The organism is Bradyrhizobium sp. C9 (genome assembly GCF_002532045.1).
In the GTDB taxonomy this organism is placed as follows: domain Bacteria; phylum Pseudomonadota; class Alphaproteobacteria; order Rhizobiales; family Xanthobacteraceae; genus Bradyrhizobium.
On record NZ_NWTG01000006.1, the window covers coordinates 74,359 to 92,038 of the forward strand.

A 17,680-nucleotide genomic window follows, 5' to 3' on the forward strand; every position below is an offset into this window, starting at 1 on the left:
CAGCCAAGCGCGTTCCGTGGCCCCGGGTCAATATCCAACAGGAATGCTTGAGCTCGACGCGTATCCCGGGCCTTCCAAGACGCGGCGGCCGATCTCACAAACAACACAAGGAGGTACAACATGTCGACCTATGTTCTCGTCCATGGCGCCTGGCATACCGGCGCCGAGTTCGAACCGGTTGCGGCTGCGATCCGCAAGGCCGGCCATGTCGTCCACACCCCGACCATCAGGGGCAACCGCCCCGGCGACCGCAAAGACTCCGGCCTTGCCGAGGCCATCCAGTCGATCGTGGATTACCTCGCCGAGCACAATCTGAATGACATCGTGCTGGTCGGCCACAGCTACGGCGGCATGGTCATCACGGGCGTTGCCGACGCCGCCGCCAATCGCATCCGCCGGCTGGTGTACTGGAATGCCTTCGTTCCCAACAATGGCGAAAGCCTCAACGACATGGTGCCGCCGCACTATGTCGGCCTGTTCGACGCCATCCATGCCGAGCGCGGCGACGGCTCGGTGGTGCTGCCATTCCCGGTCTGGCGCGAGGCCTTCATCAACGACGCCGACCTCGAGACGGCGCAGCGGGCCTATGACAAGCTCAACCCGCACCCGCTAAAGACCCTCCAGGACAAGATCGCGCTGCGGACCAATCCGGCCGAGATGCAAATCGCAAAATCCTACGTCAACTGCACCGAGGACACTGCGATGCCGCACGGCCTGCCTTGGCACCCGCGGCTGTCGGAGAAGCTCGGGCTGTTCCGCCTGGTCCAACTGCCGGGCAGCCACGAGCTTTGCTTCTCCAATCCCGAGCGCCTGGCGCGGGCCTTCCTTGACGCCGGCCGCGATTAGGCAGCCTTGTATTCAGGCGCGGTCGCAAGGAAGCGCGCATAGGCGTCCGCGTCCGGCGGCGTGAACTTTTCGACGAGCGGGTTGCGGCGCGACGCCTTGGTACCGATGTCCGCCAACAGCTCGTCGAAATGCTTGAAGTGGTACGGCGCGACGCACAGCCCGCCATAGACGCCCGCCGCCGGACGCTCGACGCGCTTGAAGTTCAGCATCATCGCGATGTTGTCGTGCATCTCGACCGCGCTCGGCTGCCGCGCGAGCTGGCCGTCGGCATAGCGCACCAGCCAGTTCGCGGCGAGATCCGCGCACAGCACGGTGCAGAAGCTCGAATTGAAGCCGACAAAGCCCATGTCGGGCAGATCGGGATTGGCGATCAGCCGATAGAGCCGATACTGCCCGTCGGGCTCGACCAGCTTGTTCTGATACTCCTGAGGCAGGAACGGCACGCCGAGCTTGTAGCCGATCGCGAGCACCGCGACGTCGGCTGCGACACGCTGGCCGCCGCTCATCACGATGGTCTTGCCGTCATAATGATCGAAGGTGCCCTGCACGGCCTTGATCCGGCCATCGGCGACCATCGGATAGAAGCCGGGAGTCGCGATCGGCACCGAGCAGTTGACGCCGTCCTCGATCCGCTCTTTCGGCACCATGCCGCATTGCTTGAGCTTGAGCTGCATCTTCAGCATGCTCTCGAGCCCGCGCCAGTTCGCCCAGACGAACGGTTTTGCCACGACATGCGCGAGGCGTGCCATCGGGCCGATGCCCCAGCTCGCGAACATCTGCTCCTGGGCACGGATGTAGAGGATGCGCTTGAAGTTGACGAGGCCGCCGACGAAATAGGGGATCCGCCACACCGGCTCGCGAAACACGATGGTGACCTCGCTGGCGCCGGAATTGACCGCATTCACCGCGATGTCGGTCGCCGACTTGGAGCCGCCGAGCACGACCACCTTGCGGCCCTTGGCGAGGGCGGGATCGCTGTACTGCGACGAGTGCAGGATCTGGCCGCCCTGCGCCTTGAAGCCGTCCTCGCCGCGCAGCGGCAGCGTCAGCGGTTCGTTGAATTGCCCGGTGCAGACCGCCACGAAGTCGAAATCCTCGCGGCCGGTCGCGCCGTCGGTCGAGCGCAGTTCGAGCGTCCAGCCCGGTCTGCCGTCGGCGCGGCGCTGCATGCCCTCGACCCTGGTGTCGAACCGCATTGCACCGTCGAGCCCATGGCTGCGCGCATAGTCCCGCAGATAGGCATGGACCTGTGGGCCCTTCGGCCACTCCGGATAAGACTCCGGCATCGCCTTGTCGGTGTAGCGATAGAGCTCCTTCGGGCTCTGGGTCTGTACGTCGGGATAAGAGCGCGCCGGCTCCCAGACCCCGCCGAGATCGCCGCTGCGCTCGATGATGGTCACCTTGTGACCGCGACCGGCAAAGGCCTTGCCGGCGGCGAGCCCGGAAATCCCGGCGCCAATGACGCACACATGCTTCTGCTTGACCATGAAACGCCTCCGCGATGAATGAACAGGTGCAATTTTCGAGCGCGCGTGTCCCCGTGATCGCCGGAGCCAACTCCGGCGATCGCCGCCTCACATACGCGCGTGTCTTTGTCGCTCGGCTGGAGTCCCGTTCCGATAAAATCGGAACGGGACTCCAGATTCTTGTTTTGGCGCGTTTTCTTTACGCGAACCGGTATCCACTTCGCTCGAAAACGCTCTACTCGTTGGCTTCCGGCGGCAGGAAGTCCACCTCGTGCTCGGCGGAAATGCGCACCACTTCGACGGGGTCCTGCAGATTGTGCAGCTTCTCGAACAGCGCCTCGAGCTTCTGCATCGGCGACACCCAGAACAGCGCCCGGGCCGGCTTGTCCGACTTGTTGAAATAGCCGTGCGGGATGCCGCGCGGCATGCGCACGAGGTCGCCGGCCCTGGCTTGCACCCAGACGCCGTCGAGCTTGAGGTCGAGCACGCCTTCCTGCACCAGGATGAACTCGTCCTGGGTCGGGTGGATGTGCACCGGCACGAACTGGCCGGGATCGCTGTTGGTCTCGAACGCGAAGGTCGAGTCGGTGATCGCCTTCGGATAGTAGACCTGGCCGAGGATATTCCAGGTCTTGCCGCCGTAGCCGGTGCCGGTTCGGGTAATGCCTTTCTCGAGCGTGCCCATGTCAGCCTCTCCAGTTTTGGATGCGTATTGCGGACACGGAGCCTGTCGCCAGCCGGTGAGGCTGTCTAGCCGATAAACGAATCCGCGGCCGGGCGCGGCCATGCTGCAATGCGGGAGCATCGCACCCGGCGGCGTCTGCCCAGTGACGCCGCATCAGCCTGCGCGCCGATCGGGCAGATTGCGCGACGAAACGGCGTTTCCCTTTGCCGGCGGATGCACTAGGCTGCCCGATGTTTTAGACCTCAAACAACTCCGGACGGCCGGCGTGACTGCTGTTAGCAACGAGGTTTCGGCGAGAGCAGAATCTGCGAGGCTCAAGGATTTCGTGCGCGTCGCGACGGCGCGTGTCGACGACGCGGCTGAAGCGATCGGCCGCATCTTCTGTCCGCACGATCTGACACCGGTCGATCGTTCGGGGCGCGATTTTTCCGCGCATCACAATTGCGCCGGGTTCGACGGATTCTCCGTCAACTATGTCGCCTATGGCGGATCGGTCGCGATCAATCCCGGCTGCCTCGACCGCTTCTTCCTGTTGCAGATGCCACTGTCCGGCTCAGCCGCAGTGCGGACCGCCGCACGCGAACTCACCACCGGGCCGCAGCACTGTGCCTCGCTGCTGTCGCCGACGATTCCGACCGAGATGACCTGGCGCGACGACTGCGCCCAGATCATCCTGCTGCTCGACCGCAAGCTGGTCGAACATCGCGCCGCCGCGCTTGGCGGCGTGGCGGTCCGGCCGGTCGAGTTCGATCCGGCCGTCGCCTTGCATGGGCCACTCGGGCAAACGCTCTCGGCCAGGATCGAGCACCTGGTGTCGACAGCCGAGCAGCTCGGGCCGCACAAATCGTTGCCCGCGGTCGCGGCGGCCGATTGGCGCGAGTCATTTCTCAATGTCCTGCTCAACGAGCAGCGGCACAGCCAGAGTTCGGCGATCGACGTCTTCAACGGCCGCGCTGAGGCCCAGCCGGCGGCGCTGAAGCGCGTGCGGGCCTTTCTGGAGACCCGTGCGACCGAACCGCTGGATCTCGCCGAGCTTGCGGAGATCGCGGGCACCGGCATCCGCGCGCTGCAACTCGGCTTCCGCCGTCACTTCGGCACCACCGTGTCCGAGATGCTGCTCGACATCCGCCTCGCCCATCTCAACGCCCGTCTCAAGACGGCGCGGCCGGGCGAACGCATCGTCGATATTGCATTCGACCTCGGCTTTACCCATCTGAGCCGAATGGCAAGCGCCTACCGCGCCAAGTTCGGCGAAAGCCCGAAGGCGACGCTGCAGCGGCTGAGCTGAGCCGCAGTTCCGACCAGTGGGGCCACGCCCTGCCCATCCGGCCAGTTTCACCGCCGGCCGCAACATCCCAGATTGGGGGAAGCCAACGGAGTTTCCCATGACCGAACCGACCAGCCTCGCCTCGCTGTCATCAGCCCTTTCCGAGACCATTGCGCGCGCTGCGCCTGCGATCGTCTCCGTGCATTCGCATCGCGCGCGCGCATCCGGCTTCGTCTGGAAGACCGGCCTGATCGTCACCGCCGACGAAGCGCTCGCCGACGAGGGCGAGATCGAGATCCAGTTTGCCGACGGCAGCCGCAGGCAAGCCGCCGTCGCCGGACGCGACCACACCACCGACATAGCCCTGCTGCGCGTCGATGGCGACGTCGCGCCGATCAAGCTGTCGACCGATGTCCCCGCGCTCGGATCGCTCGCGGTGCTCGTCGCGGCCGACCGCGGCGCGGCGGTCGCGCGGCTCGGCATGGTGTCGCGGTCAGGCGCCGCGTGGCGCAGCCTGCGCGGCGGCGAGATCGACGCGCGGATTGAGCTCGACGTCCGGCTGCGGCACAGTCAGCAGGGCGGGCTGGCGCTGAATGCTGCGGGTGTGCCGTTCGGCATGGCCGTGCTCGGCCCGCGCCGCGTGCTGACGATTCCGGCCGCGACCATCGAGCGGGTCGCAGCCCAGCTCGAGAAGAGCGGCCGCATCGCGCGCGGATATCTCGGCGTCGGGCTGCAGCCCGTCCGTCTCGACGACGGCCTCGGCGCGATGGTGATGAATGTCGACAAGGCCGGCCCCTCGGCTGCCGCCGGCATCCGCCAGGGCGACGTCATCATTGCCGTCAACGGCGAGAAGCTGTCGGGCGTGCGGGCGTTGTCGCGCGGCCTCGGGCCGCAGAGTGTCGGCAGTGTGGTCGAGCTCACCGTGCATCGTGGCGGCGAGCCGCTGAACTTCAAGGTGACGGTCGGCGAAAGGCCCGAGACGTGAGCAGCGAGCCTGCCTCCGACATCGTCATCGCACTCGAGATCGACGACCCCGCCCTCGCCGACCGGCTGGCGACGTTGCTCGGCAGCGTCGCCGGCCTACGGCTTGCCGCGCCGGGCGAACAGGCGACGGCTGCGATCGTCGCACGCAACCGCGAGACCGCAGGCGGCGGCGACTTCGAGCTGACGCCGCGCGAGCTCGACGTGCTGGCGCTGCTGGCCGAAGGCGCATCCAACAAGATGATCGCGCAGCGGCTCGGGATTTCAGTCCACACCGCCAAATTTCACGTCGGCTCCCTGCTCGACAAGCTCGACGCCACCGGCCGCACCGACGCGGTGGCGCATGCGGCGCGCCGCGGGGTGATCAATTTGTGAGGATGGGACGTACAGGTTCGTTCCAGCGGACTGAGACCTTTCCCTTTGTCGTCCTAGGCGAAAGCCAGGACCCATAATCACCGCACTTAGTGATGAACGGGATCGCGGCCCCATCGTCGCGCATCAATTGATATTTGGGGTAATGGGTCCTGGCTTTCGCCAGGACGACGGGGATGGTTTCTCGATTCAAGATGCCAAACAACGCCTCGGGTGATTGCGAAAAATTCCGTCGCGCGGACACTTAGACCAATTGTGTAAGTAGTCGTCCGGATACAGGCGCCTTCGCGATCTCGCTATGCAATCTTCAGCCAACAAAAAGAAACGGCATGAAGAAGCTGATCGATCGTCATCGGGACATTCAATACACGCTCACCAACATCGAACCCGACCTCTGGAGCTGGTCATTCGAAATCAACGGCAAGATCAAGCACGGCACCACACGCGCGCGGCTCGGCCTGCTGGCGCGGCGGCGGGTCTGCACGCTGATCGATCGCGAATTGAAAGGCGCGGAACGCGGCAGGCCGAACAAGCCTGACTAGGCCACCCGCTTCCTTGCTCCGCGTCTCAGCCGGGCCGTCGCTGACCTGGCCAAGACTTTCTCAAGACAAAGCGAGCACGGTCGCCGCGACGTCGAGCCGTGGTCCGGCATATCGCCTGTCGCCCGGCCCACGCTCGCCGTACCCGACGTTCCAGAGCGCGGGCCACGACAACCGCTCGAGCCCGGTCGCCGATATCGCCGCGAACGACGTCCAGCTGACGTCACCGCTGCGTCGCCACAGCACGCCACCCGGTCCCATGTCCGGATAGAAGGCGATGTCGAGGTCGAAATCCCGCTCACCGCCGAGGTCGGGACCGACCCAATAATGAGGACTACGCCCGGGCTCGCGCCCGAGGATCAAGGTGAGCGTCTGGTTCGACCCGCGCAGGCCGAGCCAGAGCGGTGCGATCATGTCCGGCACCGGCGTACAGAGCAGCGTTTGCGGCGCGGCGCTTGCCGCGGCGGTGCGACCCGACAGCTTCAAGGCGACCACCGTCGCGGGCGGCGGCATTCCGGACAGTGGCGCAGGGCTGGTCCCGTGCGGCACCGGTGACCACGCGGCGTGGTCGAGCGATGGCAGCGGCCATACGAGTTGCTCGCGCACGGCGCCTTCGGTGTCGAGCACCTGATAGCGAAGCCCGTCCTGATCGAGCGCCGCCTGCACGCAATGCAGATACTCGACGCCTTCGGGCATCCGGTGCGCGGTGCCCGCGCCCGCCGTGCAGATCTGCAGCACGCCGCGATGGACCTGAACATCGAATGCGAGGATGTGGCTGCACAGGTAGGCGGTCACGCCGGCGCGGACCAGGATATCCCAGAAGCGCGCGCTGTATTCATGACCGATCTCGCGCTGATAGCTGCCGCTGAAGCCATTGATCGGGTACACCGGATGATGCCCCAGCACCAGCTTGTGCCTGGCATCCTTGTGCTGTTCGAGCACCGCTTGCAGCCAATCGGTCTCGACGTGCCCCTCGCCGCCCAGCCCGCTCCAGAGCGTGTGCGCGAACACCATCAACAGATCGTCGCGGCGGACCCAATAGGACAGGCCCTCCTGCCCCGGTGGACCATTGCGCGGCAGCTTCAGCACCTCGCGAAACACCGCCTCGCTCATCTCGTCGTAAGTGGTGTGGTTGCCGGTCGTGTGCCACAGCGGCACCGCGCGCCGGTCGAGCCAGCCCATTTCGGTGTCGAACCAATGCCGCCATTGCGCGCGCAATGCGTCGGCATCGGCGGTGAGGCCGATGATCTCGTCGCCGGGGAAGAGAATGAATTCGGGTGCAGGATTGAGCCGGCGGACCACATTGTTGACCGACGCGAAGGTGCGCTCATGCAGCGCGCCGGCTACCCCGGAACACGCGTCGGCATAGATCACGAACTGGTGGCCCGGATTTCTCGGCGACAGAGACGGAATTGCATCATGCATGGTCGGACCACGTCCTCGCGAGCCATATCATAGAGGAAGGCGGACTGATCGCTCAAGGCAGGCGCTGGTGCCCTTTGCGACTGTTTCTCTGCACACCAAGACGTGACGCTGCGGAAAAGCTGCTCTGCCGCGACAAGCTAGGCGGCGGCGTGCCAAGCTGCTAGCCTTTTGCGCTTCAGATTGCCTTGCGAGCTAAGGAACCGAAGCAAATGGACAACCGTAATGATGTTTGGCGCGGCGTCGACACGATCAAGCCGCGTTTCATCGAATTGAGCGACCGGGTCTGGGCGATGCCCGAGGTCTGCTACACCGAGGCGCGCTCGTCCGCCGAACATCTGGCCGAACTGCGCCACCAGGGTTTCCGCATCACCGAGAACCTCGCCGACATTCCGACCGCTGTCATGGGCGAATGGGGCGAAGGCGGCCCGGTCATTGCTTTCCTCGGCGAATATGACGCCCTGCCCGGCCTCAGCCAGGAGGCCGGAATTGCCGAACCTCGCCCGGTCGAGACCGGCGGCCACGGCCATGGCTGCGGCCATAATCTGCTCGGCTCCTCCGCGCTGCTCGCCGCGACCGCGGTGAAGGACTGGCTCGCCGCCAACAAGGTACCGGGCCGGGTGCGTTATTACGGCTGTCCCGCCGAGGAAGGCGGCGCGGCAAAGGCCTTCATGGTGCGCTGTGGCGCGTTCGAGGACGCCGACATCGCCATCACCTGGCATCCGCACAGTTTCTGGGAGGTGGCGGTGACGCCGTCGCTCGCCAACACCCGTGCCGATTTCATCTTCACCGGCCGGACCTCGCATGCGGCCGCCTCGCCGCATCTCGGCCGGAGCGCGCTCGATGCGGTGGAATTGATGAATGTCGGCGTCAACTACATGCGCGAGCACATGCCGAGCGATGCCCGCGTGCACTACGCGCTGCTCGACACCGGCGGGATTGCGCCCAATGTGGTGCAGGCCCATGCCCGCGTGCGCTATTCGATCCGCGCCCGCGACCTGCCCGGCATGAACGAACTGGTCGAGCGCGTGCACAAGATCGCGCAGGGCGCGGCGCTGATGACCGAGACCAAGGTCGAGATGAAGATCATCTCCGCGGTCTCCAACATCCTGCCCAATACGCCGCTGGAGCAGACCCTGCACCGCATCATGGAAGATCTCGGCCCGCCGCATTTCGACGATGCCGACAAGGATTTCGCCGGCAAGATCCGCGCGACCCTGACCGACAAGGACATCGCCTCGGTCTATTACGCGATCGGCATGGATCCGACCGACCGGCCGCTGGCCGATTTCCTGGTGCCGATCGACGCCAAGCGCAATCCGCTGGTTGGCTCGACCGATGTCGGCGACGTCAGTTGGGTGGTGCCGACGGTGCAGGTCCATGCACCGACGGTTGCAATCGGCACGCCGTTCCACACCTGGCAGGTTGTGGCGCAAGGCAAGACGCCGGCCGCGCACAAGGCGATGGTGCAGGCCGCCAAGGCGATGGCCGGGCTCGGCGTGAAGGCGCTGATGGAGCCGGAGCTGATCGCCGCCGCCAAGGCCGACCTCGAGAAGCGGACCACCCGGACGCCCTATGTCAGTCCACTGCCGGCGAATGTTGCACCGCCGTTGGACATGTCGGTCGCTTGAGCGCCAACAGGCCGGACCCGCACCTCGATGCGAGGTCCGGCCAGCGTCTATCCCCGTTCCGATTGGATCGGAACGGGACTCTGGATTTTTTGCTTTGACGCGTTTTCTTCGCGCGAACCGCCATTCACTTGGCGCGAAAGCGCGTCCGTGTGGCAAGAAAGCATCTCGGAACAAAGGATAACGAACAAATTTTCCGCACTGCGAGGCGCGCGCGGGCGCGCTTTGGCACCGAAATGCCGAACCGATGTGCGGCGCGGAGCGGTTCTGCACAAGCGATAGCCAAAAGACCTAGGCCCTGTGGCTTTGGAGACGTTGACCTGCGCGGTCATTCGGTGTGCCATCTGCCGCCAGCACGGCGGCCGGTTCCAGGCCCGCCGCAATCACACGTGAGCCGGACCGAGGGGACAATGTTCGACAACAATCTGCGCGGGATGATCGACGACGTTAAGGACGGACGGATGGACCGCCGCGCCTTCGTCAAGCGAATGATTGCCGTCGGCCTCACCGCGCCGTTGGCGAACCAGATACTGGCGATCGGCGGCGTCGCGATGGCGCAGAGCCCCAACCCCTACAAGCCGACCAAGCGCGGCGGCGGCGGTCCGCTGAAGCTGTTGTGGTGGCAGGGCCCGACCCTGCTCAATCCGCATTTCGCCACCGGCACCAAGGATCAGGACGGTTCGCGCATCTTCTATGAGCCGCTGGCCAGCTGGGACGTCGACGGCCATCTCAACCCGATCCTCGCCGCCGAGATTCCCTCGATCCAGAATGGCGGGCTCGCCGCCGACGCCAAATCGGTGGTCTGGAAACTCAAGCCCGGTGTCAAATGGCACGACGGGAAGCCGTTCAGCGCCGACGACGTCGTCTTCACATACGAATATGCCAGCGACCCCGCGACCGCAGCGGTCTCGAGCGCGACTTACGCCGGCATGACCGTGGAGAAAGTCGACGACCTTACGGTCCGCATCAAGTTCAAGGATCCGACGCCGTTCTGGGCCAACGCGTTCGTCGGCGCCTATGGCTGCGTCATTCCGAAACACCTGTTCGCGGAATTCAAGGGTGGCAAGTCGCGCGAGGCGCCGACCAATCTGAAGCCGGTCGGCACCGGCCCCTACAAGTTCATCGAATTCAAGCCGGGCGACCTGATCCGCGGCGAGATCAATCAAGACTACCACATGGCGAACCGGCCCTATTTCGACACGATCGAAATGAAGGGCGGCGGTGACGCGGTGTCGGCGGCCCGCGCGGTGATCCAGACCGGCGAATATGATTTCGCCTGGAACATCCAGGTCGAGGACGAGGTGCTGCTGCGGCTGGAGAAGGGCGGCAAGGGCAAGACGCTCTATGCCGTCGGCGGCGACATCGAATTCATCGCCATCAACTTCACTGACCCCAACACCGAGGTCGACGGCGAACGCTCGTCGATGAAGACCAAGCATCCGATCCTGTCGGACCCGCGCGTGCGCCAGGCGCTCGCGCTGCTGGTCGACCGCGAATCCATCAAGAAGGTGATCTACGGCCGCGCCGGCCGCGCCACCGCCAACTATCTCAACGGCCCCGAGGAGTTCGTCTCCAAGAACACCAAATGGGAGTTCTCGGTCGAGAAAGCGAGCGCGCTGCTCGAAGAGGCCGGCTGGAAGGCCGGCTCCGACGGCATCCGCGAGAAGGACGGCAAGAAGCTGAAGCTCTTGTACCAGACCTCGATCAACGGACCGCGGCAGAAGACCCAGGCGATCGTCAAACAGGCCTGCCAGAAGGCCGGCATCGACGTCGAGCTGAAATCGGTGGTGGCCTCGGTGTTCTTCTCCTCCGACGTCGCCAACCCCGACACCTATGCGCATTTCTACGCCGACATCGAGATGTTCCAGATCCCGATGACGCAGCCCGATCCGGCCCTGCACATGCGCCGCTATCATTCGCGCAACGTCGCCACCAAAGAGAACAAGTGGCAGGGACCGAACTTCCCGCGCTGGGTCAACAAGGACTACGACGCCGCGGTCGATGCCGCCGATACCGAGACCGATCCGATCAAGCGCGCGGATCTCTACATCAAGTGCAACGACCTGATGTGGCAGGACACGGTGATGATCCCCGTGATGCATCGCCTCGCGGTGGAAGCCTGCTCCAACTCGGTGCGGCCCGCGCTCTCCGGCTGGGCCAACCAAACCGACAATCTGCAAGACTGGTATCGTGAAACCTGAGACACAGGGACAGGTTCGGAGTTGATTGGGTGCATGTTCTCCCTCTGCCCGTTCGTACGGGGAGAGGGGCTCCAACCGAAAATACCGTGAGAGATGAGTTCTCGGAGAGTCCCCCTCACCCGGAATTCAAGCTGTGCTTGAATTCCGACCTCTCCCCGTACGCGGGGCAAGGTGAAGCTCGCCTTTCGACTGGAAGCAAGATCAACGTGCTCAAGGTGCGAGCGTTAGTCAGATGATCTCTCGATGAGTCAGTATATCCTGCGCCGTCTGATGATCGCGATCCCGAGCCTGCTCGGAATTTCGGTCGTGCTGTTCGTCGTGCTGGCGCTCGCGCCGGGCGATCCGTTCAGCGAGCTCGCGACCAATCCGAACGTGCCGCCCGAGGTGCAGGCGGCGCTGCGCACCAAGTTCGGGCTCGATGATCCGATCTACCTGCGCTACCTGCACTGGCTTGCGGCGATGGCGCAGGGCGACTGGGGCTTCTCCTTTGTCAGCCGGATCAACGTCGACACGCTGGTCCTGCCGCGGCTGCCGACCACGCTCTACGTGATCGGCTCGGCGCAGCTCTTGGCACTGCTGATCGCGATCCCGGTCGGCGTCTATGCCGCCACCCGGCCCTATTCGCTGTTCGACCAGCTCGCCAACACCTTCGCCTTCATCGGCTTCTCGCTGCCGACCTTCTTCACCGGCATCCTGTTCATCCTGGTGTTCTCGGTGAAGCTGGACTGGCTGCCCTTCGTCTACACCGATGTGCCCGGCAGCGGCATCCCCTGGCTATTGGAGATGATCCGGCAGGCCATCATGCCGGTGATGGTGCTCGGCCTGTTCCAGGCAGCGTCGATGACCCGCTTCGTGCGCTCGGCGATGCTCGACGTGATCCGGCTCGACTATGTCACCACCGCGCGCGCCAAGGGGCTCGGGCAGGCCAAGGTGATCGTCAAGCATGTGATGCGCAATGCGATGATCCCGGTCGTCACGCTGATCGCGCTCCAGATGCCCGCGGTGTTCGGCGGCGCCATCGTCACCGAGCAGATCTTCCGGATTCCCGGTATCGGCTCGCTGCTGATTTCCTCCATCCTCGCCAATGATACGCCGGTCGTGATGGCCGTGGCCTTCGTGTTCGCGTGTCTTGTGGTGCTGTTCAACCTGATTGCAGATGTCCTCTATGGCTGGCTTGACCCTCGCATCTCCTTCCGCTGAGCGGCGCGGCCACTCGCCCTGGCGCGAAACCTGGCGGCGCTACCGCCGGCACCGGCCCGCCGTGGTCAGCGCCGTGTTGCTGCTGCTGCTGATCGCGGCCGTCGTGATCGGTCCGTTCATCTGGCGGGTCTCGATCAGCGACATCGACGTGGTGGCCGGCCTGCAGGGCCCCTCGCTGGCGCATCCGTTCGGCACCGACGATCTCGGCCAGGACCTGCTCGCCCGCATGATCTATGGCGGCCGCATCTCGCTCGCGGTCGGCCTCGCCGCGATGCTGGTCTCGGTGTTCGTCGGCACGCTGATCGGCGCACTCGCCGGCATGTCGCGCGGCCCGCTCGGCTACGCGCTGATGTGGCTGACCGACCTGTTCCTGTCGCTGCCGCAGCTGCCGCTGCTCTTGATGCTGATCTATCTGTTCCGCGACGGGCTCAAGGCCATGTTCGGCCCGGAGGGCGGCATCTTCATCCTGATCGTGCTGGTCATCGGCGGCTTGCGCTGGATGCCGGTCGCCCGCCTGGTGCGCGCCCAGTTCCTGTCGCTGCGCGAGAAGGAATTCGTCGAGGCGGCGCGCGCGCTCGGCGCGAGCCCGGTGCGGCAGGTGGTGCGCCACATCCTGCCCAATGCGCTGGGACCCGTGATCATCGCCGGCACGATCGACGTCGCCGCCGCGATCATCGCCGAATCGACACTCTCGTTCCTCGGCCTCGGCTTCCCGCCTGACACGCCGACCTGGGGCCGCATCCTCTATGACGCCAAGGACTTTCTCGACATCGGCCCGCATTGGGCGTTGTTTCCGGGCGGCGCGATCTTCATCGCGGTCGTCGCCATCAACTTCATCGGCGACGGGCTGCGCGACGCGCTCGACGCGCGCAAGGTGATCTGATGGCGCTGCTCGACATCAAGGGCCTGAAAACCCATTTCACCACCGACGACGGCATCGTTCAGGCGGTCGACGGCGTCGACATCAGCATCGACCGCGGCGAGACGCTCTGCGTGGTCGGCGAATCCGGCTGCGGCAAGACCGTCACCGCGATGTCGATCCTGAAATTGATCGCGATGCCGCCGGGCAAGATCGTCGCAGGCGAGATCATGTTCGAGGGCCGCGATCTGGCGCCGCTGACCAGCCACGAGCTCGACGACATCAGGGCCAAGGAGATCGGCTTCATCTTCCAGGAGCCAATGACCTCGCTCAACCCGGTGCTGACGATCGGCGAGCAGATCGCCGAGAGCCTGCGCCGCCACGAGGCAGTGACCAGGAAGCAGGCGCTCGAGCGCACCGTCGAGATGCTGAAGCTGGTGCAGATCCCCAATGCCGCGGGCCGCGTGCATCACTATCCGCACCAATTCTCCGGCGGCATGCGCCAGCGCGTGATGATTGCGATGGCGCTGGCCTGCCGGCCCAAGCTCGTCATCGCCGACGAGCCGACCACCGCGCTCGACGTCACCATCCAGGCGCAGATCCTCGATTTGCTGCAGGACATGAAGGAACGCCTTGGCATGGCGGTGATGCTGATCACCCACGCGATGGGCGTGGTCGCCGAGACCGCGCAGCGCGTTGTCGTGATGTATGCCGGCAAGGTGGTGGAAGAGGCGGCGGTCGACGAACTGTTCGGCAATCCGAGCCATCCCTACACCCAGGGCCTGATCCGCTCGATCCCGCGCATCGACCTCGACGCCGAGCACAAGACCCGGCTGGAAGCGATCGGCGGCTCGGTGCCGATCCTGATCAACCCGCCGCCCGGCTGCCGGTTTGCTTCCCGCTGCAAACACGCCATGAGCATCTGCACCGAGCAGGAGCCGCGGCTGCGCCAGATCGCGCCCGGCCATCGCATGGCCTGCCACCTCGGAGACGCGTCATGAGCGAGCCGCTGCTGCGCGTCAGCAATCTGAAGAAGCACTTTCCAGTGCTCGGCGGCCTGTTGTCGCGCGAGGTCGGTCAGGTCTATGCGGTCGATGGCGTGTCGTTTGCGGTCAACCGCGGCGAGACACTGGGGCTGGTCGGCGAATCCGGTTGCGGCAAATCGACCACCGGGCGTTGCGTCCTGCGGCTGATCGAGCCGACCTCGGGCGAAGTCGTGTTCGACGGCCAGAACGTGATCGGGCTCGGCGGCGGCGACCTGCGCGCCATGCGGCGCAACATGCAGCTCGTCTTCCAGGACCCGTTCGCCTCGCTCAATCCGCGCATGACGGTCGGCGCGATCCTCGCCGAGCCGTTCATCATCCATAATCTCGTGACCTCAGCCAGCGAGCGCGAGGACCGCGTCGCGCGCCTTCTGGTCAAGGTCGGGCTGAAGGCCGAGCACATGCGGCGCTATCCGCATGAATTCTCCGGCGGCCAGCGCCAGCGCATCGCAATCGCCCGCGCGCTGACCCTGGAGCCGAAGCTGATCGTGTGCGACGAGCCGGTCTCGGCGCTCGACGTCTCGATCCAGGCCCAGGTCATCAACCTGCTCGAGGATCTGCAGGCCGAGCTGAACCTCACCTATCTGTTCGTGGCCCACGATCTCTCTGTCGTCGAGCACATCTCCGACCGCGTCGCCGTGATGTATCTCGGCCGCATCGTCGAGCTCGCCAAGGCCAGCGATCTCTACCGCAACCCGCAGCATCCCTACACCAAGGCATTGTTGTCGGCGGTGCCGGTGGCCGATCCCAAGGCGAAAAAGCTGCGCATCCGACTCAAGGGCGACGTGCCGAGCCCGATGAATCCGCCGAAGGGCTGCCACTTCCACACCCGCTGCCCGATCGCCGAAGACCGCTGCCGCCAGACCGCGCCGGAGCTGCGGGAGGGCAGCAACGGGCATTCCGTGGCGTGCCATCTGGCGTAGGTGGCGCGCCGGATGCGATAGCCAGCCGTCGCGGGGTGCACCGCCAAAAAATATCGAAAACAACCCCATGCAAAGTAGCCGGCGGCTGCGGGCTCCGGCACGGCACTTGACATGTCGGGCAAATCAGCGGCATTATTCGATAATTCAGAAATGGTGGCGACGATAATTGGAATCACGTCGTCACAAGTTAACGCCGCTTGGTCTTGGTCCGTGGCTTCGGTCTGGCCGTTGCCTTGATCTTCCGCGGCGGTGCAGGCGCTACCGCGTCCTCCGCCTCACTCGTCTCCGCCCGCAGCGTGTCGAGCAGCCAATCCCGAAACGCGCGCATGCCGGGCGTCACTTCCCGCGACTTCAGCCAGGTCAGCCAGTAGGACCCCGCCGGCACCTCGGCTGCGAACGGCCGCACCAGCCGGCCGGACACCAACTCGTTGTTGAACATCACGATCGGCACCAGCCCGACGCCGACGCCGCGCGCCGCGGCCTCGGCCATCGCCACCGAACTGTCGAAGATCGGTCCCTGAATCTTCGGACATGGCGCGCCGGCCACCGCAAACCACAGCGGCCATTCCTCGGCGCGGTAGGAGCGCAGCAGGAATTCCTGCACGAGATCGGACGGTTTGCGCAACCGGCCGGCCACGTCGGCGCAGCACACTGGCGAGAGCGGCGCGGACAGCAGATGGATCGCCTCGGTGCCGTGCCACGAGCCGTCGCCGAAGCGCAGCGCAAGATCGAGCCCGTCGCCCGCGATGTCGACACGGTTGTTGTTGGTGAGCAGGCGCAGGTCGATATAGGGATGCGCGCGCTTGAAGCGGTCGACCCGCTGCAGCAGCCATCCGGTCGCGAACGTCGTGACGCAGCCGACGGTGACGACCTCGCGCGTGCCCTTGGCCTCGATGCGGTCGATCGCAGCGCCGATCCGGTCGAGCGCGTCGGTCAACACCGGCAGCAGCGCCAGCCCTTCGTCGGTGAGCACCAGCCCGCGCGGCAGGCGGCGGAACAGGCTCGCGCCCAGGAGATCCTCGAGCTGCTTGACCTGGTGGCTGATCGCGGTCTGCGTCACGCGCAGCTCCAGCCCCGCGCGGGTGAAGCTCAATAGCCGCGCGGAGGCCTCGAACGCGCGCAACGCGTTCAGCGGGAGGTGCCGGCGCACGGCGTCATGACCAAGTTTTCCTCATGCCTCGTTGTATAAATGATTGTTTGTGCTCCGTCACGCCGCCCGGCAGGTTCGCGCCGCCAATGGAGACGAGAGATGCTGACGAGACGGACATTCGGATTGCGCGCGCTGGGCCTTGCGGTTTCCTGCACCTTGCCGCGGCCAGGCGCCGCGGCAGAACAGAGCGCCGCGGCGGGACCAAACGGGCCGGCAAAGCGGCTGCAGGAGGAGTTTGCACGCATTGAGCTCGCGACCAGCGGCCGCCTCGGCGTCGCCGCGCTCGACATGGAGACCGGATTGCGCGCGAGCCAGCGCGGTGACGAGCGGTTCCCGATGTGCAGCACCTTCAAGGCGCTGGCCTCGGCCGCGGTGCTGCACCGGGTCGACCGCGGCGAATCCAGTCTCGACCAGCGCGTGCAGGTTGAGGCCAAGGATATCTTGGCCTACGCGCCGGTGGCCAAGCAGCACGTCGGATCGAGCATGACGCTGTCCGAACTCTGCGAGGCCGCCATCACCCTCAGCGACAATACCGCCGCCAACCTGCTGCTGCGCGAGATCGGCGGGCCTGCCGGCTTTACCAGCTTCTTCCGCACCATCGGCGACAATGTCAGCCGGCTCGATCGCTGGGAGGTGGCGCTGAATGAAGCCGTGCCGGGCGATCTGCGCGACACCACGAGCCCGGTCGCGATGCTGAAGAGCCTGCAGCGCGTCGTGATCGGCGATGTCCTGCAGGCCGCCTCGCGCCAGAAGCTCATGGGCTGGATGGTCGCCAACAAGACCGGCGACACGAGGCTGCGCGCCGGCGTGCCCCGCGACTGGCGGGTTGGCGACAAGACCGGCACCGGCGAGCGCGGCACCTATAACGACATCGGCGTGTTCTGGCCGCCCGGCCGCAAGCCGATCGTGGTGACGGTCTACCTGACCGGGGCAAGTGCTCCGACGGACAAGTGCGACGAGGTGATCGCCAACGTCGCGCGCGCCGTTGCGAATGCGAGCACCGGGCAGTCCGGCTAGAGCGGCCGGACGACGCTGCGCGGCTTGGCAGCAACGAAGGATCATGCGACGCTGAATCCCAATGGCGATGCTGATAGCAGG

At 65.5% G+C, this 17,680-nt stretch carries 16 protein-coding genes; 12 read left to right on the plus strand and 4 right to left on the minus strand.

Going from position 1 to position 17,680, the window contains the following annotated elements; translation table 11 throughout:
• The first annotated feature begins 120 nt into the window (after positions 1-120).
• Positions 121-846: an alpha/beta hydrolase gene (locus CO675_RS15260; RefSeq protein WP_097672736.1), complete on the plus strand. Its 726-nt coding sequence runs from the start codon at positions 121-123 to the stop codon at positions 844-846.
• Here the strand turns inward: CO675_RS15260 and CO675_RS15265 are convergent.
• Together CO675_RS15265 and CO675_RS15270 are read right to left on the minus strand one after the other, a co-directional pair.
• The gene (locus CO675_RS15265) at positions 843-2,333 is read right to left on the minus strand and encodes a flavin-containing monooxygenase (RefSeq protein ID WP_097672737.1); all 1,491 of its coding nucleotides are present in this window, start codon (positions 2,331-2,333) and stop codon (positions 843-845) included. The two genes, CO675_RS15260 and CO675_RS15265, sit on opposite strands and share 4 nt — an antisense overlap.
• A gap of 214 nt (positions 2,334-2,547) precedes the next feature.
• On the minus strand, positions 2,548-2,997 hold the full coding sequence (locus tag CO675_RS15270; protein ID WP_097672738.1) for a cupin domain-containing protein: 450 nt from the start codon (positions 2,995-2,997) through the stop codon (positions 2,548-2,550).
• Positions 2,998-3,262: 265 nt separating this feature from the next.
• On the opposite strand from CO675_RS15270, the gene CO675_RS15275 reads away from it, so the two are divergent.
• From CO675_RS15275 to CO675_RS15290, 4 genes are all read left to right on the plus strand, one after another.
• The gene (locus CO675_RS15275) at positions 3,263-4,285 is read left to right on the plus strand and encodes an AraC family transcriptional regulator (protein ID WP_198964612.1); all 1,023 of its coding nucleotides are present in this window, start codon (positions 3,263-3,265) and stop codon (positions 4,283-4,285) included.
• 97 nt (positions 4,286-4,382) lie between these two features.
• Positions 4,383-5,249, plus strand: coding sequence for a S1C family serine protease (locus CO675_RS15280; RefSeq protein ID WP_097672740.1), 867 nt, complete (start codon positions 4,383-4,385; stop codon positions 5,247-5,249).
• A complete protein-coding gene (locus tag CO675_RS15285; RefSeq protein ID WP_097672741.1) occupies positions 5,246-5,620 on the plus strand; it encodes a response regulator transcription factor in 375 nt (124 codons plus the stop codon). The genes CO675_RS15280 and CO675_RS15285 overlap by 4 nt, the downstream gene beginning before the upstream one ends.
• A gap of 326 nt (positions 5,621-5,946) precedes the next feature.
• Positions 5,947-6,159, plus strand: coding sequence for a hypothetical protein (locus tag CO675_RS15290; RefSeq protein WP_097672742.1), 213 nt, complete (start codon positions 5,947-5,949; stop codon positions 6,157-6,159).
• A gap of 60 nt (positions 6,160-6,219) precedes the next feature.
• Here the strand turns inward: CO675_RS15290 and CO675_RS15295 are convergent, their stop codons facing one another.
• On the minus strand, positions 6,220-7,581 hold the full coding sequence (locus tag CO675_RS15295) for a metallophosphoesterase family protein (RefSeq protein ID WP_097672743.1): 1,362 nt from the start codon (positions 7,579-7,581) through the stop codon (positions 6,220-6,222).
• A gap of 209 nt (positions 7,582-7,790) precedes the next feature.
• Between CO675_RS15295 and CO675_RS15300 the strand changes: the two genes are divergently transcribed.
• From CO675_RS15300 to CO675_RS15325, 6 genes are all read left to right on the plus strand, one after another.
• The gene (locus tag CO675_RS15300) at positions 7,791-9,209 is read left to right on the plus strand and encodes a M20 family metallopeptidase (RefSeq protein ID WP_097672744.1); all 1,419 of its coding nucleotides are present in this window, start codon (positions 7,791-7,793) and stop codon (positions 9,207-9,209) included.
• Between the two features lie 407 nt (positions 9,210-9,616).
• On the plus strand, positions 9,617-11,407 hold the full coding sequence (locus CO675_RS15305) for a peptide ABC transporter substrate-binding protein (protein WP_097672745.1): 1,791 nt from the start codon (positions 9,617-9,619) through the stop codon (positions 11,405-11,407).
• Positions 11,408-11,650: 243 nt separating this feature from the next.
• Entirely contained in the window at positions 11,651-12,607 is a 957-nt protein-coding gene (locus CO675_RS15310) for an ABC transporter permease (RefSeq protein WP_097672746.1), read from the plus strand.
• Complete coding sequence (locus CO675_RS15315; protein ID WP_097672747.1) at positions 12,573-13,490, plus strand: ABC transporter permease; 918 nt, start codon at positions 12,573-12,575, stop codon at positions 13,488-13,490. Before CO675_RS15310 ends, CO675_RS15315 begins: the two co-directional genes overlap by 35 nt.
• Complete coding sequence (locus CO675_RS15320; protein ID WP_097672987.1) at positions 13,487-14,467, plus strand: ABC transporter ATP-binding protein; 981 nt, start codon at positions 13,487-13,489, stop codon at positions 14,465-14,467. The genes CO675_RS15315 and CO675_RS15320 overlap by 4 nt, the downstream gene beginning before the upstream one ends.
• Entirely contained in the window at positions 14,464-15,432 is a 969-nt protein-coding gene (locus CO675_RS15325; RefSeq protein WP_097672748.1) for an ABC transporter ATP-binding protein, read from the plus strand. The genes CO675_RS15320 and CO675_RS15325 overlap by 4 nt, the downstream gene beginning before the upstream one ends.
• Positions 15,433-15,619: 187 nt before the next feature.
• Here the strand turns inward: CO675_RS15325 and CO675_RS15330 are convergent, their stop codons facing one another.
• Positions 15,620-16,582 carry a LysR family transcriptional regulator gene (locus CO675_RS15330; protein ID WP_097672749.1) on the minus strand — a complete coding sequence of 321 codons (963 nt, stop codon included), beginning with the start codon at positions 16,580-16,582 and terminating at the stop codon, positions 15,620-15,622.
• Between the two features lie 99 nt (positions 16,583-16,681).
• On the opposite strand from CO675_RS15330, the gene bla reads away from it, so the two are divergent.
• Positions 16,682-17,599 carry a class A beta-lactamase gene (gene bla / locus CO675_RS15335; RefSeq protein ID WP_097672750.1) on the plus strand — a complete coding sequence of 306 codons (918 nt, stop codon included), beginning with the start codon at positions 16,682-16,684 and terminating at the stop codon, positions 17,597-17,599.
• The last annotated feature ends 81 nt before the right edge of the window (positions 17,600-17,680 follow it).